The following is a 14,385-nucleotide window of genomic DNA, read 5'->3' on the forward strand; positions in this document are numbered from 1 at the left end:
GGAACCACCCCTTCCCATCCCGAACAGGACCGTGAAACGACTTTGCGCCGATGATAGTGCGGACTACCCGTGTGAAAGTAGGTCATCGCCAGGCTCTTATACCCAAAACCCCCAGCCCTCAAAAGCTGGGGGTTTTGCTTTGCGGCGGCAAATTCCACGTCGGCGTTCGCTTTTTCGGCTCAGTTCACAGCAAATGTGCATGGGGGACGAAGGCAGCCGGGCCTGACTGCCCAAAGAGTCAATGCATTGCACAATGTCTAAAGGCATATTGCGGCACCCTTAGGCAAACCGTATGATCCGCGGTGCCATGTCATCCAATATCGACCCCGCCGACTTCGAGGAAACGCCCTGGTTTCTCTATTTGCTCGAATGCGAGGGCAACTCGATCTATACCGGAATCACTACAGACGTTCAGCGTCGATATGCGCAGCACGTCGCCGGTACCGGTGCGAAATACACGCGATCCCGCAAGCCAGTGAGGCTTCTCGGCTGGATGCAATTCCCCACTAAATCTGAAGCACTGCGGGCCGAACTGGCGACAAAGCGTCTATCCGCCTCGCAAAAACGCGCCTTCTGCGCGCAACTCCAATCCAATCGAGCATAAAGAAACGCCGGCATAAGCCGGCGTTTCTTCTTTAACCGTGCCGGCCGCAGCCAGCGCCAATCCCATAAGGATCAGACCACCGTCAGCGTGACATCGATGTTGCCGCGCGTGGCGTTGGAATATGGGCAAACCTGGTGTGCCGCTTCGACCAGCTTCTCAGCAGCTTCCTTCTCCATGCCCGGCAGCGAAATCTTCAGGTCTACCTGAATGCCGAAACCCTGCGGAATCTGGCCAATACCCACGGCGCCTTCGATCTTGGCGTCAGGCGACACATTGATCTTCTGCTGGCCAGCCACAAAGCGAATAGCGCCCAGGAAACACGCCGAATAACCGGCGGCGAACAATTGCTCGGGATTCAGGCCAGCGCCATTGCCACCCATTTCCTTGGGCACGGCCAGCTTGGCATCCAATTGACCATCCGACGTCACCGCGCGGCCATCACGGCCACCGGTTGCGGATGCATGGGCGGTATAGAGAACTTTTTCCAGTTTCATTTGAACGCTCCTAGGTTTGCCCAATGGGCAGGCTAATCAAAGTTGCCGGCGATCGGCAGTCAATCATCGGACCGCGCGCTTTCTAGCGTGGACCGCAACGCATGCAGGCGCGCCGTCAGAAACTGGATCTCTTCGATCGAGCACTGCGTCGCACACAACATCTTTTCCGGGATACCGGTGGCGGAAGCCCGCAGGCTTCGACCAGCATCCGTCAGGCTGACCAGGACACGGCGTTCGTCTTCCGTATCGCGCAACCGATCCACCAGTCCAGCCGCCTCGAGCCGCTTGAGTAGCGGTGTCAGGGTTCCGGAATCCAGCGACAACCGCGCGCCAAGCTCAGAAACCGTCGGCGACTCGTTCTCCCATAAGACCAACATCACCAGATACTGGGGATAAGTGAGTCCAAGCTCACCCAGAATCGGTTTGTAGATCTTGGTCATCGCCAGGGAGGTCGAGTACAGCGCAAAGCAGAGCTGTCGATCCAGCTGGAGCCAGTCTTCCGTTTGGGAGGGAATCGTTGCCTGAGTCATGTACATATCTTATACACAATTAAATTGTGCGCAACTTAAATTTTCAATCGACCCTATAGAGAATAGGGGCAGGTCGAGTCCGATCAAAGGTTGACTTTGCCAGACGCGTCCGCCGGGCACTTTAAGTCTGGTTTAAGGATGGCTGCTTACGATGCTTCCATCGCGCCGAGGAACCCGCCGGCGCCAGGACCATCATGAAAAGGAAAGCACCATGATCCGCCACGCTCTCGCCCGCTCCGCTGTTGGTGTCGCTGCGCTCGCTGCCCTTGCCGGCGGCTATGCATATCTGCAGAAGGATGCGATTACACCGGGATATGCGGCGCCCACGCCGACGACCGCGTCGGCATCGCCAGTCGCTGTGGCCACGCCGACCGACTTTTCGGGCATTGTGGATCAGTACGGGCCTGCGGTCGTGAACATCAGCGTGACCGCTCGCGCCCAACGTACGTCCGCACAAGCCCCACAGGGCATGGACCCCGATGATCCGCTGTTCCAGTTCTTCAAGCGATTCGGCCCGCAGTTCCAGGGGCCGCAGAACGGGCAATCGCAGACGGTACGGGGCCTGGGCTCCGGGTTCATCGTGAGTTCAGATGGCCTGATCCTGACCAACGCCCACGTTGTCGATAACGCGACAGAAGTCACGGTCAAGCTCACCGATCGCCGCGAATTCAAGGCCAAGGTGCTGGGCGCGGACCCGCAGACCGATATTGCCGTGATCCGCATCGATGCGAAGAACCTGCCGACCGTGCGTCTGGGCGATCCGTCCAGGATTCGCGTCGGCGAACCGGTGCTGGCGATCGGGTCGCCCTATGGTTTCGAGAACACCGTCACGGCGGGCATTGTCAGCGCCAAGTCGCGTTCGCTGCCGGACGATACCTACGTGCCGTTTATCCAGACCGACGTGGCCGTGAACCCGGGCAACTCCGGAGGCCCGCTGTTCAACCAGCGTGGCGAGGTGATTGGCATCAACTCGCAGATCTACAGTCAGACCGGCGGCTACCAGGGCTTGTCGTTCGCGATTCCGATCAACGTGGCGACCAAGGTCCAGGAACAACTGGTGGCACACGGCAAGGTGACGCGCGGACGCCTCGGCATTGCCGTGCAGGAAGTCAATCAGGCGCTGGCCCAATCGTTCAATCTGCCCAAGCCGACCGGCGCGTTGGTCAACTCGGTGGAGCCGGACAGTCCCGCTGCCAAGGCCGGGCTCAAGCCAGGCGACGTGATCGTGCAGCTGGGCGACGACGTGATCGATCATTCCGGCGATCTGCCCGAGCACGTGGCCGACATCCAGCCGGGCACCCAGACCCAGCTCAAGGTCATCCGCAAGGGCGAACCGATGACGCTGACCGTGAAGGTGGGTACCGCCAAGGAGGACGCCGTCGCGCAGAAGGCCAGCGGGCGAGAGGCTGGCGGTCGACTGGGGCTCGCGGTGCGCCCGCTGACGCCCGCCGAGAAGCGCGATAGCGGCATCGATGGCGGGCTGGTCGTCGAGGACGTGGCCGGTCCGGCCGCGCGCGTTGGCATCCAGCCGGGCGACGTCATCCTTTCCCTGAATGGCACGCCGATCAGTTCCGCCGATCAATTGCGCGCGCTGGTGTCGAAGTCGGGCAAGCAGGTTGCACTGCTGGTTCAGCGCGACGACGCGCGGATTTTCATTCCGCTGGACCTCGGTTAACGCTTTGCGAGAAGTGGTTTACGGTGCGCGAAACAGGTATACGGGCCGTATACGGTAAACCGGTATACGGCCCGCAAACCCTTGCCAGAGGCGGAATTCAAGGCGATAAATCACCCCAAAAACGCGTTTGAACGGGTATGATCTCGACTGCGATGCATGAAGCGTGTGGTGGCCACGGTCACCATTTCTGGTTCTTGCTGAATCGACAGAAGAAGGAAGTCTATGCAGTTGGATTTCACCCGCGCCCCGATTACGCAGGGTACCGACCGTGCGCGGCGACTGACGCCAGCCACGACTAACCCGACGACACCGCGTCGTCGCAAGAAAGCCGAAGCGCCCCACTGGGAGCGCGGCTATCGTTCCCACTTTTATCGCAATGAACGCGGCGACAAGCTGGGCGAAGTTCATTTGTCCGATCGTGGCGAGCTTCCCGTGGTCTACCGCTGGGCGGCCGGCAACTACTCCGGCGCCGAGGGCTCGCTGGCCCATGCGCGTGCTCGCGTGGAAGAAACGATCGGCTTTGGCATGCGCCAGCTGTCCCTGTTCTGAGCGGCCAGGCCCGATAACGCGCCCTGACTCCGCACTGCCGCGATGGCGATCCGCCGTCATGGCCCACCTGTCGCCTGCCTGTTGACCGCAAACTTCGGCGCATCCTTCGGCCGGGCACATTGAACGCGGCACCTCGCCAATCGTCCTCCCGTTTCGCTGAGCCAGGCTAATCCAGCCGACGCTGCACCAGCATGCACGCCGCCGCCGCCAAGGCGAGCACGGCAATCAATCGATACAGATCCTCACAGGCAATCAGGCGAGCCTGTTGATCGACCATGGCTGCAAGTTGCGCCAGCGCACCTGCGTGAGCTTGCCCCGCATCGAATCCGCGGGCGGTCAGTGCGGCCTGCGCGGTCTGCATCCACTGCGCCGCTTCGGCCGGCCGCTGCCCTATCGCGTGAACCAGGCTCGTATGCACGGAAAACTGACGGTTTTGCAGCAAGACAGCGCCAACTGCCGACGCGAACGAGCTGGCGATTTGCCGGATCAGGTTCTTGCTGCGGTAGCCATGCGAAAAGTCGTCGCCAGCCAATGACCGGAATGTGAGCCCGGCAATCGGGATGATGACCATCACGCCGAACAACCCCTTTCCAACGAGTCCGACCACGAGCGCGGCCGGCCCCACGTCCGGCGGCATGACCGAGAAATACGACATCGCCGCGGCCATCAACAGCAGACCGGTCACCATCACGGGCTTCTTGTGGGTCAGCCGCCGGGCAACGCGCAGATACACAAAAATGCCGGCCAGGCTGATGCCCGCGGCAAACGTATTCAGCCAGCCCGTTGTCGCCAGCGGAAACTTCAGCGCCTGTTCTGCATAGATCGGGAAGACATAGCCGCTCAGGTTGCTGATCATGTAGTACACGAAGTACATCGCCAGCCCCGTCAGGTAGACCGGTTGACGCAGGACGTGCAGCCGCAGCACCGGCGCGGCGTGGTGCCATTGGTGCCAGAGAAACGCCCCGAGCAACGTCAAGGCAACCGTGGCGATGGCTGCCACGCGAGCGGGGTGCGAGAAAATGTCGAAGCGTGCCTCGGTCAGCGATGCCTGCAGCGCGACGATGGCGACACCGAACAACAGCAGCGGGCCGAGCGCGGGGCCTTCCATGTCGTCACGCGACTCCGCATCGGGCAGCAGCAGCCAGGCGCCAAGCGTGGCGATCGCGGCGAACGGCATGACGCCATAGAAGACGTCCTGCCAGACGCCATTCTCGACCAGCTCGGCGGCAAAGGCGGGCGCCAGCGCCGATGCGGCGAAGATCCCGAGCATGAAGATACGCGTGGCGCGCGGGCGATCCGCCGGCCCGAACATCAGGTTGACCAGAATCCGGCAGCTCGTGAACAGTGCGCCGCCGCCCACACCCTGGACGAAGCGTGCGCCCACCATTTGTGGCAGCCCGGTGCTGGTTGCGGCGGCGAGCGTGCCGGCCATGAACAGCAGCAGGGATCCCGTGAGGTAGTAGCGATACCCGAATCGCCGGGCCAGCCATTGCTGCTTGAGGATCATCAGCATGCTGCCCACTGCATAGGCGGCCTGCACAAGCGCAAAGCTGCGTGGATCGGCGTTGATGCCGCCCACGATATGGCTGGATGCGAACACGAACATGATGTTCTCGAGGAACTCCACGCCTGTGGCCAGCGCCAGCAACATCATGAGCAGCGTCTGCCGCTGCGGGTGGCTCAGCAAACGCAGCCAGCGCATGCCGGCACGCAGGCGATGCCAGCGTCCTGCCAGTCGTGCCTGGGCGGTCACGGCTGCGTCGCCTCCAGCGCCACCAGATTCTGGTGCAACTGATTGAGATGATGGGTGACGGCGGCAAGGCCGTCCGCGCCGATCGGCGCCCAGGCCTGACCGTACGCGGCGTGAACGGCCGGCGCCGTACGCTCCAGCAACGCGTGGCCAGCCGGGGTGAGGCTCAGTTCCAGACTGCGGCGGTCTTGGGTGGATGTCTTGCGAAGCACGAGGCCGCGCGCCTCCAGCCCGTCGATCAGCCGCGTCATCTGCGTGCGGGTCGCGTCGATGGTCATGCCGAGTTCGGACGGAATGGTCGGCTGGCCGGCATCGGCGGCCAGCATGCTGATGACGAGGTACTGGCTGAGGTCGAGTTCGTGCGGGGCAAGCGTCCGCTCAATGTGATTGCGCAAGAGGCGCGCCGACCGAAGCAGCAGCCGGGAGGCCAGGATCAGGTCGCGCGGGGCTTCCGGATGCTGGGCGCAGAAGCGGTCGATACGTTGCTCGAAGGACATGATGGCGTTCCGGAATCGTCGTGTGGATTGCGCTCCACATTGGCTATTTTGATTTCAGTCGATATAGTTACGAACGTAACTATATGCGCGAGCGTCAAGCCTTGCAACCCGGTGATCGACGTCACCGGGGTTCAAAATCACCGGACGTCGGGGTCCCAGCGCCGGACGCGTCACGACATCCTGATCCGCCTATCGTTGGCGGATTGCCCGGCTCACCTCATTCAGCGCCTTGCGCAGGCCTGCCAGTCCCGGCTCGGGGCGATCTTGCTCCGGCGCACCGTAGCGCATCGCCACGTAGCCATCCGTAAAGGCCAGCACCGACTTGGCCGCCTGAGGTATCGCCTTGCCGACGCGGGCAGCGAAGTCATGCGGCCCCTCGGCGGCGCCGCGCTCGCAGCCTTGACGTGCCAGCAGCGCGCAAAATCGCTCGTACAGCGCCTGTAAAGGGTCCACCTGGCGGCGGCGTAGCCACAGGGGGAGCAGCGCAAGCAGACTCAGTGTCGCCAGCCCGCCGACCAGCAGCGTTGGCAACTGGTCGGCCATGCCGAAGCGTTGCAGCAGGCGCGATTGCTGGGTGCGGTCGTACTGCAGCACCCAACGCCCCCAGTTGTACATCAGCCCATCCACGCCCCAGCGCAGGTCGCGAAGCCATTCCGGGCCACGCAAGGCACGGAGTTCCGCGGCCTCGTCGCCGGCCAGCGCTGCATCCAGGCCTTCCTCCACGCGGCTGGGCGCCACCGCGCTGGTCGGGTCGACGCGGACCCAGCCACGGGCCTCGAGCCAGACTTCGGCCCAGGCGTGTGCATCGGATTGTCGGATGATGTAGTGCCGACCCATCGGGTTGTACTCGCCGCCCTGGTAGCCGGCAACCACCCGGGCGGGCACGCCTGCCGCGCGCATCAGGAAGACGAAGCTGCTGGCGTAGTGCTCGCAGAAACCGCGCCTGGTGTCGAACAGGAAACTATCTACCTGTTGCTGGCCCAGCGATGGCGGTGACAACGTGTACGCAAATGGAGCGCTGGCGAACAGCCGAAGCGCGGCCTGCACGCGCTGCCACGGGTCGGCGTACTGCGTCATCCACTGCGCGGCGAGCGCGCGACTGCGCGGATTGCCCTCGGGCAAGGTCAGCGACAGCGCCAGCGTGCGCCGCGTGAGCGGCTGCGGCGAAGCCGACAGCATGGATCTGCCCCGATAGCGCAGGGCGCGATCCACCGGCGCGCGGGAAAAGTACTCGTCGTCCGCCGACACACGCGCTTCGAGGCTGGACGAAATCGCCACCCCGCGATCAAGCAGATAGAGCCAAGCCTGCTGATGGGGCTCGAGCGTGACGTTGTACTCGCGCATCCCTTGCGCGGGCGGTCCCGCGAGGCTGTCTTCCCCCGCGTCGTCGCGCAGCCCCGCCGCCGGCTGCGTGGATTGCATGGACGCATCCGCCCGGCGCCAGGCCTGCCCGTCGTAATCCCAGAGCACGAACGCACGCCAGTAGAGCGCACTGGTCGGCAGCGGATCGCCGACGATGTCCGCGCGAAACGCCACTTCCGGAGATCGAATCAGTTCGCCGATGCTGCCGGGCTTCATCGTGTCGCTGATGCCGGTGCGCCCCACGGTTTCCGATTGCGGCAGCCGCCAGAGCGGGTGGTCCAGGCGCGGGAACAGGACGAACAGGAACAGCGCCCACGGCAGGCCGAACAGTGCCATGCGGCCGAGCAGCGGCCAGATCGCCAGCCGTCCGCGCGCCTCGGGGTGGTGAAGCAACAGCCAGTTACGAAGAATCCATGCGCCGATCGCCATGCTGTAGAGCGCGAGCCAGAACGGCTGATCGGCCAGATAGAGCGTCAGCAGCAGATAGAACGACAACTGGGTGACGAGCGTGGCATCGGAGAGCGCGCGGGTTTCCAACAGCTTGAGGATCACGAACGCGCCCAGTAGCGCCACGCACAGCTCGCGCCCGAGGCTGCCGCCGGCCTGCCAGACCAGCGCGGCGGAGGTAACCAGCACCAGCACCGCGGTCAGCGCCATCATCCATTTCGATGGAAGCGGTGCCCGCTGGCGCCAGAGCAGCCAACGCCAGGCCAGCAACACCAGCAGCAGCAGGCTGACGGCCACCGGCAGCGTCCGCGCCTGCGGCGCCAGCACCAGTGCCAGCTGCCCGATCAGCATGCCGTGTTCCTGATGGGCGAGCGGGCGGACGTCCTGCCGCGTCATGATGCGCGCCGCTCCGGCCATAGCGACAACGCCTCCAGGCAAGCACGGCGGTGGGCAGCACCGTGACCGGGCGGGATTTCCACGCCCGGCAGCCGCAGGCCGATGTCCATGTCGTCGCTCGCCGCCAGTACCCACGCGCACAGGCGCGACAACCGGGCTTCGGTTTCGAAGGCCGGTGGCATGGCATCCCACTCCAGCCAGCATCCGGGCTGACGCGGCGTTTGTCCTGTGCGGCTGAGCCAGCGACCGGTCCGCGCACTGTGTTTCCAGGCGATGCGATGCAGCGGATCGCCAGTGCGATAGCGACGCAACTGGTCGATGCCGTCGTCGGACGCCACGACCAGCGCACCATCGTCGGCATCATCGGGGCGGGGCGTCAGCGGCAGGGGCGGAGCGTCGGATTCGGGCGCCGGGTAGACGAATGTGGAGAGCGGCAGGTCGGCGTAGCTCCAGACACGGAACAGGCCGAACGGGAAACGGCTGGCAAGCGTGACGCGGGGCAGGGCCAGCCGTCCGCGCCGCTCGGCGCGAAGCCGGAGTGGCAACTCGCCGCTGGCATGGCCGTCGAGCGTCAGAGACGACGGCGCCGCTGGGTCCGACAGCGGCGTCCGGGCTTCGACGCCAATTCTGGCGTCGGCATCGGCGTTGTCCACATGCAGTGCGAAAACGGCGTGGGCGCCGGCAAACGCCGGGGCGGCCGGCCCGGCCGACACGGCAAGGTCGAGCATGTTGCGGTACGCCATCCACATGCAGGCCATGCCGATGCCTGCCAGCAGGAATGTCAGCGCAAAGCCCAGGCTGATGTTGTAGTTCAGCGATGTCATCAGCATTGCCATCAGCAGGACGGCAAAGCCGATGCCGCCACGCGTTGGCAGGATATAGAGATGGCGGCGGTCCAGCCGGATCACGCCATTGACCGGACCATGCGTGCGCCGCAGCCATGCCGTCAATCGCCCGCTCGAGACGGAGGCGGGAGGTCGGTTGACGGTTGCGGAGGCGCGCTCCATGGCAACGCGATCCGCGCGGTCAGGGAATGGCAACGCTGGACAGCAGCCGGTCCAGCGCCGCGGCGGCCTGACCCGATGCCGCATGCCCGGCCGGCAGCAGGCGGTGCGCGGCCACCGGCATGAACACGGCCTGCACGTCTTCCGGCACCACCATCTGGCGCTGGTCGAGCATCGCCCATGACCGGGCACACGCCAGCAAGGCCAGCCCGGCACGCGGAGACAGGCCGGCGGCGAAAGCGGATTCGGCACGCGTGGCCTGGACCAGCGCCAGCACATAGTCGACCAGTGCCGGGCTGGCATAGACCTTGGCCGCCGCCGCCTGTAGCGCAATGACCTGGTCGGCATCCATCACGGCGACGGCTTCCTGCGCGCCGGCACCACCCAGATACAGCACGCGCTCGAATGCGGGATCGGGATAGCCGAGGGTAATCCGCATCGTGAAGCGGTCCAGCTGCGACTCCGGCAACGCGTGTGTGCCGATCTGCTCCAGCGGATTTTGCGTGGCGATGACAAAAAACGGCGACGGCAGGGCGTGCGTGGTGCCGTCGTGCGTGACCTGGCGCTCGGCCATCGCTTCCAGCAGCGCGCTCTGCGTCTTGGGCGGGGCGCGGTTGATTTCATCGGCCAGCACCAGTTGCGCGAACACCGGGCCGCGATGGAAGCGGAAATCGCCGGCGTCACGCATGAAGACCGACACGCCTACCAGGTCGGCCGGCAGCAGGTCGCTGGTGAATTGCACGCGTTGATACTGCAGGCCAAGAGTCTGTGCAAGTGCGTGGGCCAGCGTGGTCTTGCCCACGCCCGGCACGTCTTCCAGCAGCAGATGGCCGCCGGCCAGCATGCAGGCCAACGCCAGGCGCACCTGGCGCGGCTTGCCGAGCACAATGCGGCCTAGCTGGGTTTGGGCCTCGGCGAGCGAGGCAATGATCCTGGGTCGGGCGGTCACGTTGGCCTGTCCGGTTGGATTGCAGGGTGGCAGAGTCCGGCCATTGTAGCGGCGCCGGGGTCGCATCGGACAGTGGGTTTCCGCACGCTGGAGAACGCCGGTGTCGTCAGTCATCCCTACCGGATTCGGCCCCAAACCGGTCAGAAACCGCACCGAAACGGCCCCCCGGAGGCACAATCGGCCCGCCGGACGCGCCGGATCCCGCCGCTTCTGGCATCATCGACCTGTTGGCCTCCCGCTATTTTCAGATTCGTCTCTCCTGCCGCAATGACTGCCCCGCAACACCACGCGTTTGGCGCGTCCTCTTCCCTCGACTTCGATTCCTCGGCGCCGCTGGCAGACCAGGCTGGCCTGGCCAGCCTGGCGCGCGAATTCCACGCGGGCGGCTACGTGATCCTGCGCAACTTCGCCAGCGAGGCCATTTGCGCCGCGCTTGAGTCCGTTACGCGCCAGCATCTGGCCGCCGCGGTGCCGCCGGTGGAATTCGAAGCCGATCTGGGCTACCCGGGCGCACCGGCCACGCGCGACGCGGTGGGCGGAGGAACGGTGCGACGCCTGCGCCAGGCCTATGGCCGCGACGAAGTCTTCCGCCGCTGGGCCAGCGACCCGCGTGTGGTGTCGACGGTGGAGGCGCTGCTGGGCGAGCCCGCCCGGCTGACGCTGGCGCACCATAACTGCGTGATGACCAAGCATCCGCACTACGGCAGCCAGACCGGCTGGCACCGCGATACGCGCTACTGGTCCTTCGTCAGCCCGGAACTGGTGACCGTCTGGCTGGCACTGGGCGACGAGGATGAACGCAACGGCGTCCTGCGCGTGATTCCCGGCTCCCACAAGGCAAAGCTCGACCCCGCACAGCTCGATCCGGCCGAATTCCTGGTGGAAGCCCATCCGGCCAGCCAGTCGTTGCTGAAAGGGACCATGTCGCTGGCCCTGCATCGCGGCGACGTGCTGATGTTCGACAGCCGGTTGTTCCATGCCGCCGGCCGCAACGATTCCGAAGCGGTGAAGCTTTCGGTGGCGTTTGCGTACTTTGGCGCCAGCAATCGGCCCATCGCCGGCACGCGTTCGGCGGAGTTTGGCAGCGTGGAGCTTCCGCCAGTCGCGCTCTGACTTACCCGCGGCCGGCAGCACAGCCGGCCAGATACGAAAAAGCCGCCTCATCAATGGGCGGCTTTTTTATTTCTTGTTGTCCGGCAGCGATCTGGCCGGACTCAGGCGCTCAGACCGTCTTGCCGTGCGCAGGACCCTGGCGAAACAGGGCCAGCAGGTCAGCGAAGCGGAACGGCAGCAACGGCGTAGCGTGGCGAACGACGTCACGGCGTGCGAAGTGGCTCAAGAGCTGCTCGCCCACCGGACGGTCGAAGTACGAAGCATCCGGGTATTGCATCATGGTGATTCCCTATTGTGGTTCAGATCTGCCTACAGTATACACCGCGATGGTGCGATGCGCCATTTGGTGGTGCGGCACGGGCATGGGAATGCGCCGCCGCAACGGGTGGTGCACCAGGATGCAATAGGGGGACGCGGCAGGGGGCAGTTGAAGGATGCCGCGCGGTGGGGGAGGGCAGCCGAGGGATGCCCGCACGCCTTCGCACGAGGCAGCAGGGGAAGGGAGAAAAAGCGACGCAGCCGTCAGCTGATGTCGGCGGCCACACGTCGCGCTGAACGAACGCAGAGTCGCCTTGAGCAGCCTTCAGCCGCCTTCAATCGTGCTGAACAATTCCGCAGCCGCCAGCCGCCAGCCGCCAGCCGTCAACCAGCAGCCCTCAGCCGCCCCGTTCAGGCGGCCTTGTCGGAAGCGGTGTCCGCGCCGGGCGCGGCGTTGATGGCCTCGACGGCCTTGGCGGCGCTGAAGACGTGGCGTGTGGCCAGCAGTGCGGCCAGGTCGGCATCGCCGGCGATGACCGCCTGCAGGATCTGGGCGTGTTCATCCCAGTTGGTCTGGGCGCGGCTCAAGTTGGCCGGCGCAAACAGCAAGGCCGTGCGCTCGCGCAGCGACCGCATCATGTCCTGCAGCACGCTGTTGGCGGCGATGTTGCCCAGCACTTCGTGGAACCGCGAATTCAGCTCGACAAAGCGCTCGGTCTGGCCGCTGTTCACGGCGTCATTGCCTTCCTTCAAGACCTTCTCGAGTTCCTGGATCAGTGCCGGGTCGCGCCGCTGCGCGGCCAGCTTGGCATTCAGGCCTTCCAGCGTGGCGCGCACTTCTACCATCTCGCGCGCGATGTTGGGCGACAGCCGTGCTACCGATGCGCCGCGCCGCGGTTCGATCCGCACCAGCCCTTCTGCCGCCAGTGCGCGCAACGCCTCGCGGACGGGAATCCGGGACACACCCAGCTCCTGCGACACCGTATTCTCTACCAGTCGCTCGCCCTGTTCGTACTGACCGGCGAGAATCCGCTGCCGCAGCGTGTCGGTCACCAACGCGAAGAGCGGGGAATGCTGGGCCCCGAGGCTGGCAGCCGGGGCATCCGGATTCGGGCTGAAGGCACTGGCGGTGGCGTCGTTCATGGTCGGGATCGGCCGTCAAAATCGATAAGCGCCGGGGCATGGACCCCGACGTGAATGCCGCTATTGTATACCGCTGCCCCCGATACCAGACATTAGGCAGCGCCTATGTATGCTGGAAAGTGAAGCCGTCCGCATACAGGAATGGCGCCTGGGCACCCAGCACCATGAAGGTCTGTTTGGCGTCGCGGATCATGTTGGGCGATCCGCACAGATAGATCGCGTGTTCCGACAGATCGCCGATGTCCGCGGCCACGGCGTCATGCACGTAGCCGCGCCGGCCCTGCCAGCTCTCGTCGGCGCGGGACAGCACCGGCACGTACTGGAAGTCGTAGAGGCGCTCGCCCCAGCTGGCGATGTCGTCGTGCAGGTACAGGTCTGCTGCCGAGCGCATGCCCCAGTACAGCGACACCGGCGGGCAGTCCGGGTCATCCATCAGGGACTCCAGCATGCTCTTGATCGGCGCCAGCCCGGTGCCCGTGGCGACCATCAGCAGCGGGCGATAGTCCTCCTTGCGCAGGCTGAAGTTGCCGAGCGGCACTTCAACCTCCAGCTTGTCGCCGGGCCGTAGCCGGGGCAACTGCCCTGTGGTAAAGCGTCCGCCGGCAATCTGCCGCACGTGAAAATCGATGGCATTGCCGCTGGGCGCCGACGCCATCGAGAAGCTGCGATGGCTGCCGTCGTCCAGCAGGATCTTCATGTACTGGCCGGGCTGGAAGTCGAGCGGCGCTTCGTCCGGCAACGCCATGCGCAAATGGAGCACGTCGGGTCCGAGCGGCGCCACGGCCTGCACGATGGCAGTGGCACGCCGCGCGGGCACCGCCGGCTCCTCTGCTCGGGCGGTGCTGAGGACGAGGTTGCCCCGGGGGCGCGCCTGGCAAGCCAGCGCAAAACCGGCGGCATCCTCTTCCTCGGAGAGCCCCATCGGAAATTCCTCATAGCCGACGCTGCCTTCCACCACGCGCACGCGGCACGTGCCGCAGCCGCCGAACGTGCATTCGTGGGCCAGGCGGATACCGGCGCGCAACGCACCGTCGAGCACCGATTCACCGGGTGCCACGACAAACGACTCCTGCGTTTCCAGAATTTCAATGCGACAGGACATGACGGCCTCCTCCGCGCTTACTTCTTGATGTCGGCCTGGGCCAGAACGGTCAGGTCGTCGGCGGCCAGCAGGTCGCGCAGTGCTTCCAGCGCGGCCACGCCGCATGCCGTGTCCTGCTCGCCATTGCCCCCGGACAAGCCGACGCCGCCGATCACTTCCCCATTGACCACGATCGGGTAGCCACCCACGAACACGGCGAACTTGCCCTCGAAACTCCACTGGATGCCGAACGCTTCATTGCCGGGCAGAGCGGGGCCATTGGGCGCGGTATTGAACAGGTGGGTCGACCGCTTGTGGCCGGCAGCCGTGAACGCCTTGTTCCAGGCGATCTGCGGCCCGGTGATGCGCGCGCCGTCCATGCGTTCCAGCAACAGCGGATAGCCGCCGTCGTCGACGATGCACACCGATTCCAGCACGCCGATCTCTTCGGCCTTGCGGATGGCGGCGGCCACCATATGGCGGGCTTCCTTCAATTCGAGCTTGATGGCTTTCTTCATGTCGATTCCTTCGAT

General features: G+C 65.0%; 15 protein-coding genes and 1 rRNA gene. 5 read left to right on the forward strand and 11 right to left on the reverse strand.

The features are described from left to right. Window positions 1-94, forward strand: a 5S ribosomal RNA gene (gene rrf, locus AC1DOX_RS21055); the annotation flags it as partial. 213 nt (window positions 95-307) lie between these two features. Then, the gene (locus tag AC1DOX_RS21060; RefSeq protein ID WP_441622783.1) at window positions 308-604 is read left to right on the forward strand and encodes a GIY-YIG nuclease family protein; all 297 of its coding nucleotides are present in this window, start codon (window positions 308-310) and stop codon (window positions 602-604) included. A gap of 71 nt (window positions 605-675) precedes the next feature. On the opposite strand, the gene AC1DOX_RS21065 is transcribed toward AC1DOX_RS21060, so the two are convergent. Then, window positions 676-1,098: an organic hydroperoxide resistance protein gene (locus AC1DOX_RS21065; protein WP_441622709.1), complete on the reverse strand. Its 423-nt coding sequence runs from the start codon at window positions 1,096-1,098 to the stop codon at window positions 676-678. 59 nt (window positions 1,099-1,157) lie between these two features. After that, entirely contained in the window at window positions 1,158-1,628 is a 471-nt protein-coding gene (locus AC1DOX_RS21070; RefSeq protein WP_441622711.1) for a MarR family winged helix-turn-helix transcriptional regulator, read from the reverse strand. Between the two features lie 211 nt (window positions 1,629-1,839). Between AC1DOX_RS21070 and AC1DOX_RS21075 the strand changes: the two genes are divergently transcribed. Both AC1DOX_RS21075 and AC1DOX_RS21080 read left to right on the forward strand, forming a co-directional pair. Next, complete coding sequence (locus AC1DOX_RS21075) at window positions 1,840-3,303, forward strand: DegQ family serine endoprotease (protein WP_441622713.1); 1,464 nt, start codon at window positions 1,840-1,842, stop codon at window positions 3,301-3,303. A gap of 222 nt (window positions 3,304-3,525) precedes the next feature. After that, a complete protein-coding gene (locus tag AC1DOX_RS21080; protein ID WP_441622715.1) occupies window positions 3,526-3,852 on the forward strand; it encodes a hypothetical protein in 327 nt (108 codons plus the stop codon). A gap of 166 nt (window positions 3,853-4,018) precedes the next feature. Here AC1DOX_RS21080 and AC1DOX_RS21085 read toward each other — a convergent pair whose 3' ends face one another. From AC1DOX_RS21085 to AC1DOX_RS21105, 5 genes are all read right to left on the reverse strand, one after another. After that, entirely contained in the window at window positions 4,019-5,554 is a 1,536-nt protein-coding gene (locus AC1DOX_RS21085) for an MFS transporter (protein ID WP_441622785.1), read from the reverse strand. A 47-nt stretch (window positions 5,555-5,601) separates the two neighbouring features. Next, window positions 5,602-6,099, reverse strand: a complete 498-nt coding sequence (locus tag AC1DOX_RS21090) for a MarR family winged helix-turn-helix transcriptional regulator (RefSeq protein WP_441622717.1) — start codon at window positions 6,097-6,099, stop codon at window positions 5,602-5,604. A 189-nt stretch (window positions 6,100-6,288) separates the two neighbouring features. Then, window positions 6,289-8,304 (reverse strand): transglutaminase TgpA family protein, encoded by a 2,016-nt coding sequence (locus AC1DOX_RS21095; protein ID WP_441622719.1) that lies wholly within the window; start codon window positions 8,302-8,304, stop codon window positions 6,289-6,291. Beyond that, entirely contained in the window at window positions 8,301-9,311 is a 1,011-nt protein-coding gene (locus AC1DOX_RS21100) for a DUF58 domain-containing protein (RefSeq protein ID WP_441622721.1), read from the reverse strand. Before AC1DOX_RS21100 ends, AC1DOX_RS21095 begins: the two co-directional genes overlap by 4 nt. Before the next feature lie 19 nt (window positions 9,312-9,330). Next, window positions 9,331-10,257, reverse strand: a complete 927-nt coding sequence (locus AC1DOX_RS21105; protein ID WP_441622723.1) for an AAA family ATPase — start codon at window positions 10,255-10,257, stop codon at window positions 9,331-9,333. A gap of 267 nt (window positions 10,258-10,524) precedes the next feature. Here AC1DOX_RS21105 and AC1DOX_RS21110 point away from each other — a divergent pair, with 267 nt between their 5' ends. Then, window positions 10,525-11,370, forward strand: coding sequence for a phytanoyl-CoA dioxygenase family protein (locus AC1DOX_RS21110; protein ID WP_092140738.1), 846 nt, complete (start codon window positions 10,525-10,527; stop codon window positions 11,368-11,370). Between the two features lie 109 nt (window positions 11,371-11,479). On the opposite strand, the gene AC1DOX_RS21115 is transcribed toward AC1DOX_RS21110, so the two are convergent. The 4 genes from AC1DOX_RS21115 to AC1DOX_RS21130 all read right to left on the reverse strand — a co-directional run bounded on the left by AC1DOX_RS21115 (window position 11,480) and on the right by AC1DOX_RS21130 (window position 14,370). Further along, window positions 11,480-11,650, reverse strand: coding sequence for a hypothetical protein (locus AC1DOX_RS21115; RefSeq protein ID WP_176861059.1), 171 nt, complete (start codon window positions 11,648-11,650; stop codon window positions 11,480-11,482). Between the two features lie 389 nt (window positions 11,651-12,039). Continuing rightward, window positions 12,040-12,771 (reverse strand): GntR family transcriptional regulator, encoded by a 732-nt coding sequence (locus tag AC1DOX_RS21120; protein WP_092140740.1) that lies wholly within the window; start codon window positions 12,769-12,771, stop codon window positions 12,040-12,042. Between the two features lie 103 nt (window positions 12,772-12,874). Beyond that, window positions 12,875-13,873 carry a 2Fe-2S iron-sulfur cluster-binding protein gene (locus AC1DOX_RS21125; RefSeq protein ID WP_441622726.1) on the reverse strand — a complete coding sequence of 333 codons (999 nt, stop codon included), beginning with the start codon at window positions 13,871-13,873 and terminating at the stop codon, window positions 12,875-12,877. Between the two features lie 17 nt (window positions 13,874-13,890). Then, complete coding sequence (locus tag AC1DOX_RS21130; RefSeq protein WP_441622728.1) at window positions 13,891-14,370, reverse strand: GlcG/HbpS family heme-binding protein; 480 nt, start codon at window positions 14,368-14,370, stop codon at window positions 13,891-13,893. Window positions 14,371-14,385 lie beyond the last annotated feature (15 nt).

It is taken from the genome of Cupriavidus sp. 01L415 (assembly GCF_056400065.1).

Bases quoted from the DNA above. Each gene is read 5' to 3' on its own strand.
- AC1DOX_RS21060 (WP_441622783.1), top strand. From the start codon at position 308: ATGTCATCCAATATCGACCCCGCCGACTTCGAGGAAACGCCCTGGTTT.
- AC1DOX_RS21065 (WP_441622709.1), bottom strand. From the start codon at position 1,098: ATGAAACTGGAAAAAGTTCTCTATACCGCCCATGCATCCGCAACCGGT.
- AC1DOX_RS21070 (WP_441622711.1), bottom strand. From the start codon at position 1,628: ATGACTCAGGCAACGATTCCCTCCCAAACGGAAGACTGGCTCCAGCTG.
- AC1DOX_RS21075 (WP_441622713.1), top strand. From the start codon at position 1,840: ATGATCCGCCACGCTCTCGCCCGCTCCGCTGTTGGTGTCGCTGCGCTC.
- AC1DOX_RS21080 (WP_441622715.1), top strand. From the start codon at position 3,526: ATGCAGTTGGATTTCACCCGCGCCCCGATTACGCAGGGTACCGACCGT.
- AC1DOX_RS21085 (WP_441622785.1), bottom strand. From the start codon at position 5,554: ATGCGCTGGCTGCGTTTGCTGAGCCACCCGCAGCGGCAGACGCTGCTC.
- AC1DOX_RS21090 (WP_441622717.1), bottom strand. From the start codon at position 6,099: ATGTCCTTCGAGCAACGTATCGACCGCTTCTGCGCCCAGCATCCGGAA.
- AC1DOX_RS21095 (WP_441622719.1), bottom strand. From the start codon at position 8,304: ATGACGCGGCAGGACGTCCGCCCGCTCGCCCATCAGGAACACGGCATG.
- AC1DOX_RS21100 (WP_441622721.1), bottom strand. From the start codon at position 9,311: ATGGAGCGCGCCTCCGCAACCGTCAACCGACCTCCCGCCTCCGTCTCG.
- AC1DOX_RS21110 (WP_092140738.1), top strand. From the start codon at position 10,525: ATGACTGCCCCGCAACACCACGCGTTTGGCGCGTCCTCTTCCCTCGAC.
- AC1DOX_RS21115 (WP_176861059.1), bottom strand. From the start codon at position 11,650: ATGATGCAATACCCGGATGCTTCGTACTTCGACCGTCCGGTGGGCGAG.
- AC1DOX_RS21120 (WP_092140740.1), bottom strand. From the start codon at position 12,771: ATGAACGACGCCACCGCCAGTGCCTTCAGCCCGAATCCGGATGCCCCG.
- AC1DOX_RS21125 (WP_441622726.1), bottom strand. From the start codon at position 13,873: ATGTCCTGTCGCATTGAAATTCTGGAAACGCAGGAGTCGTTTGTCGTG.
- AC1DOX_RS21130 (WP_441622728.1), bottom strand. From the start codon at position 14,370: ATGAAGAAAGCCATCAAGCTCGAATTGAAGGAAGCCCGCCATATGGTG.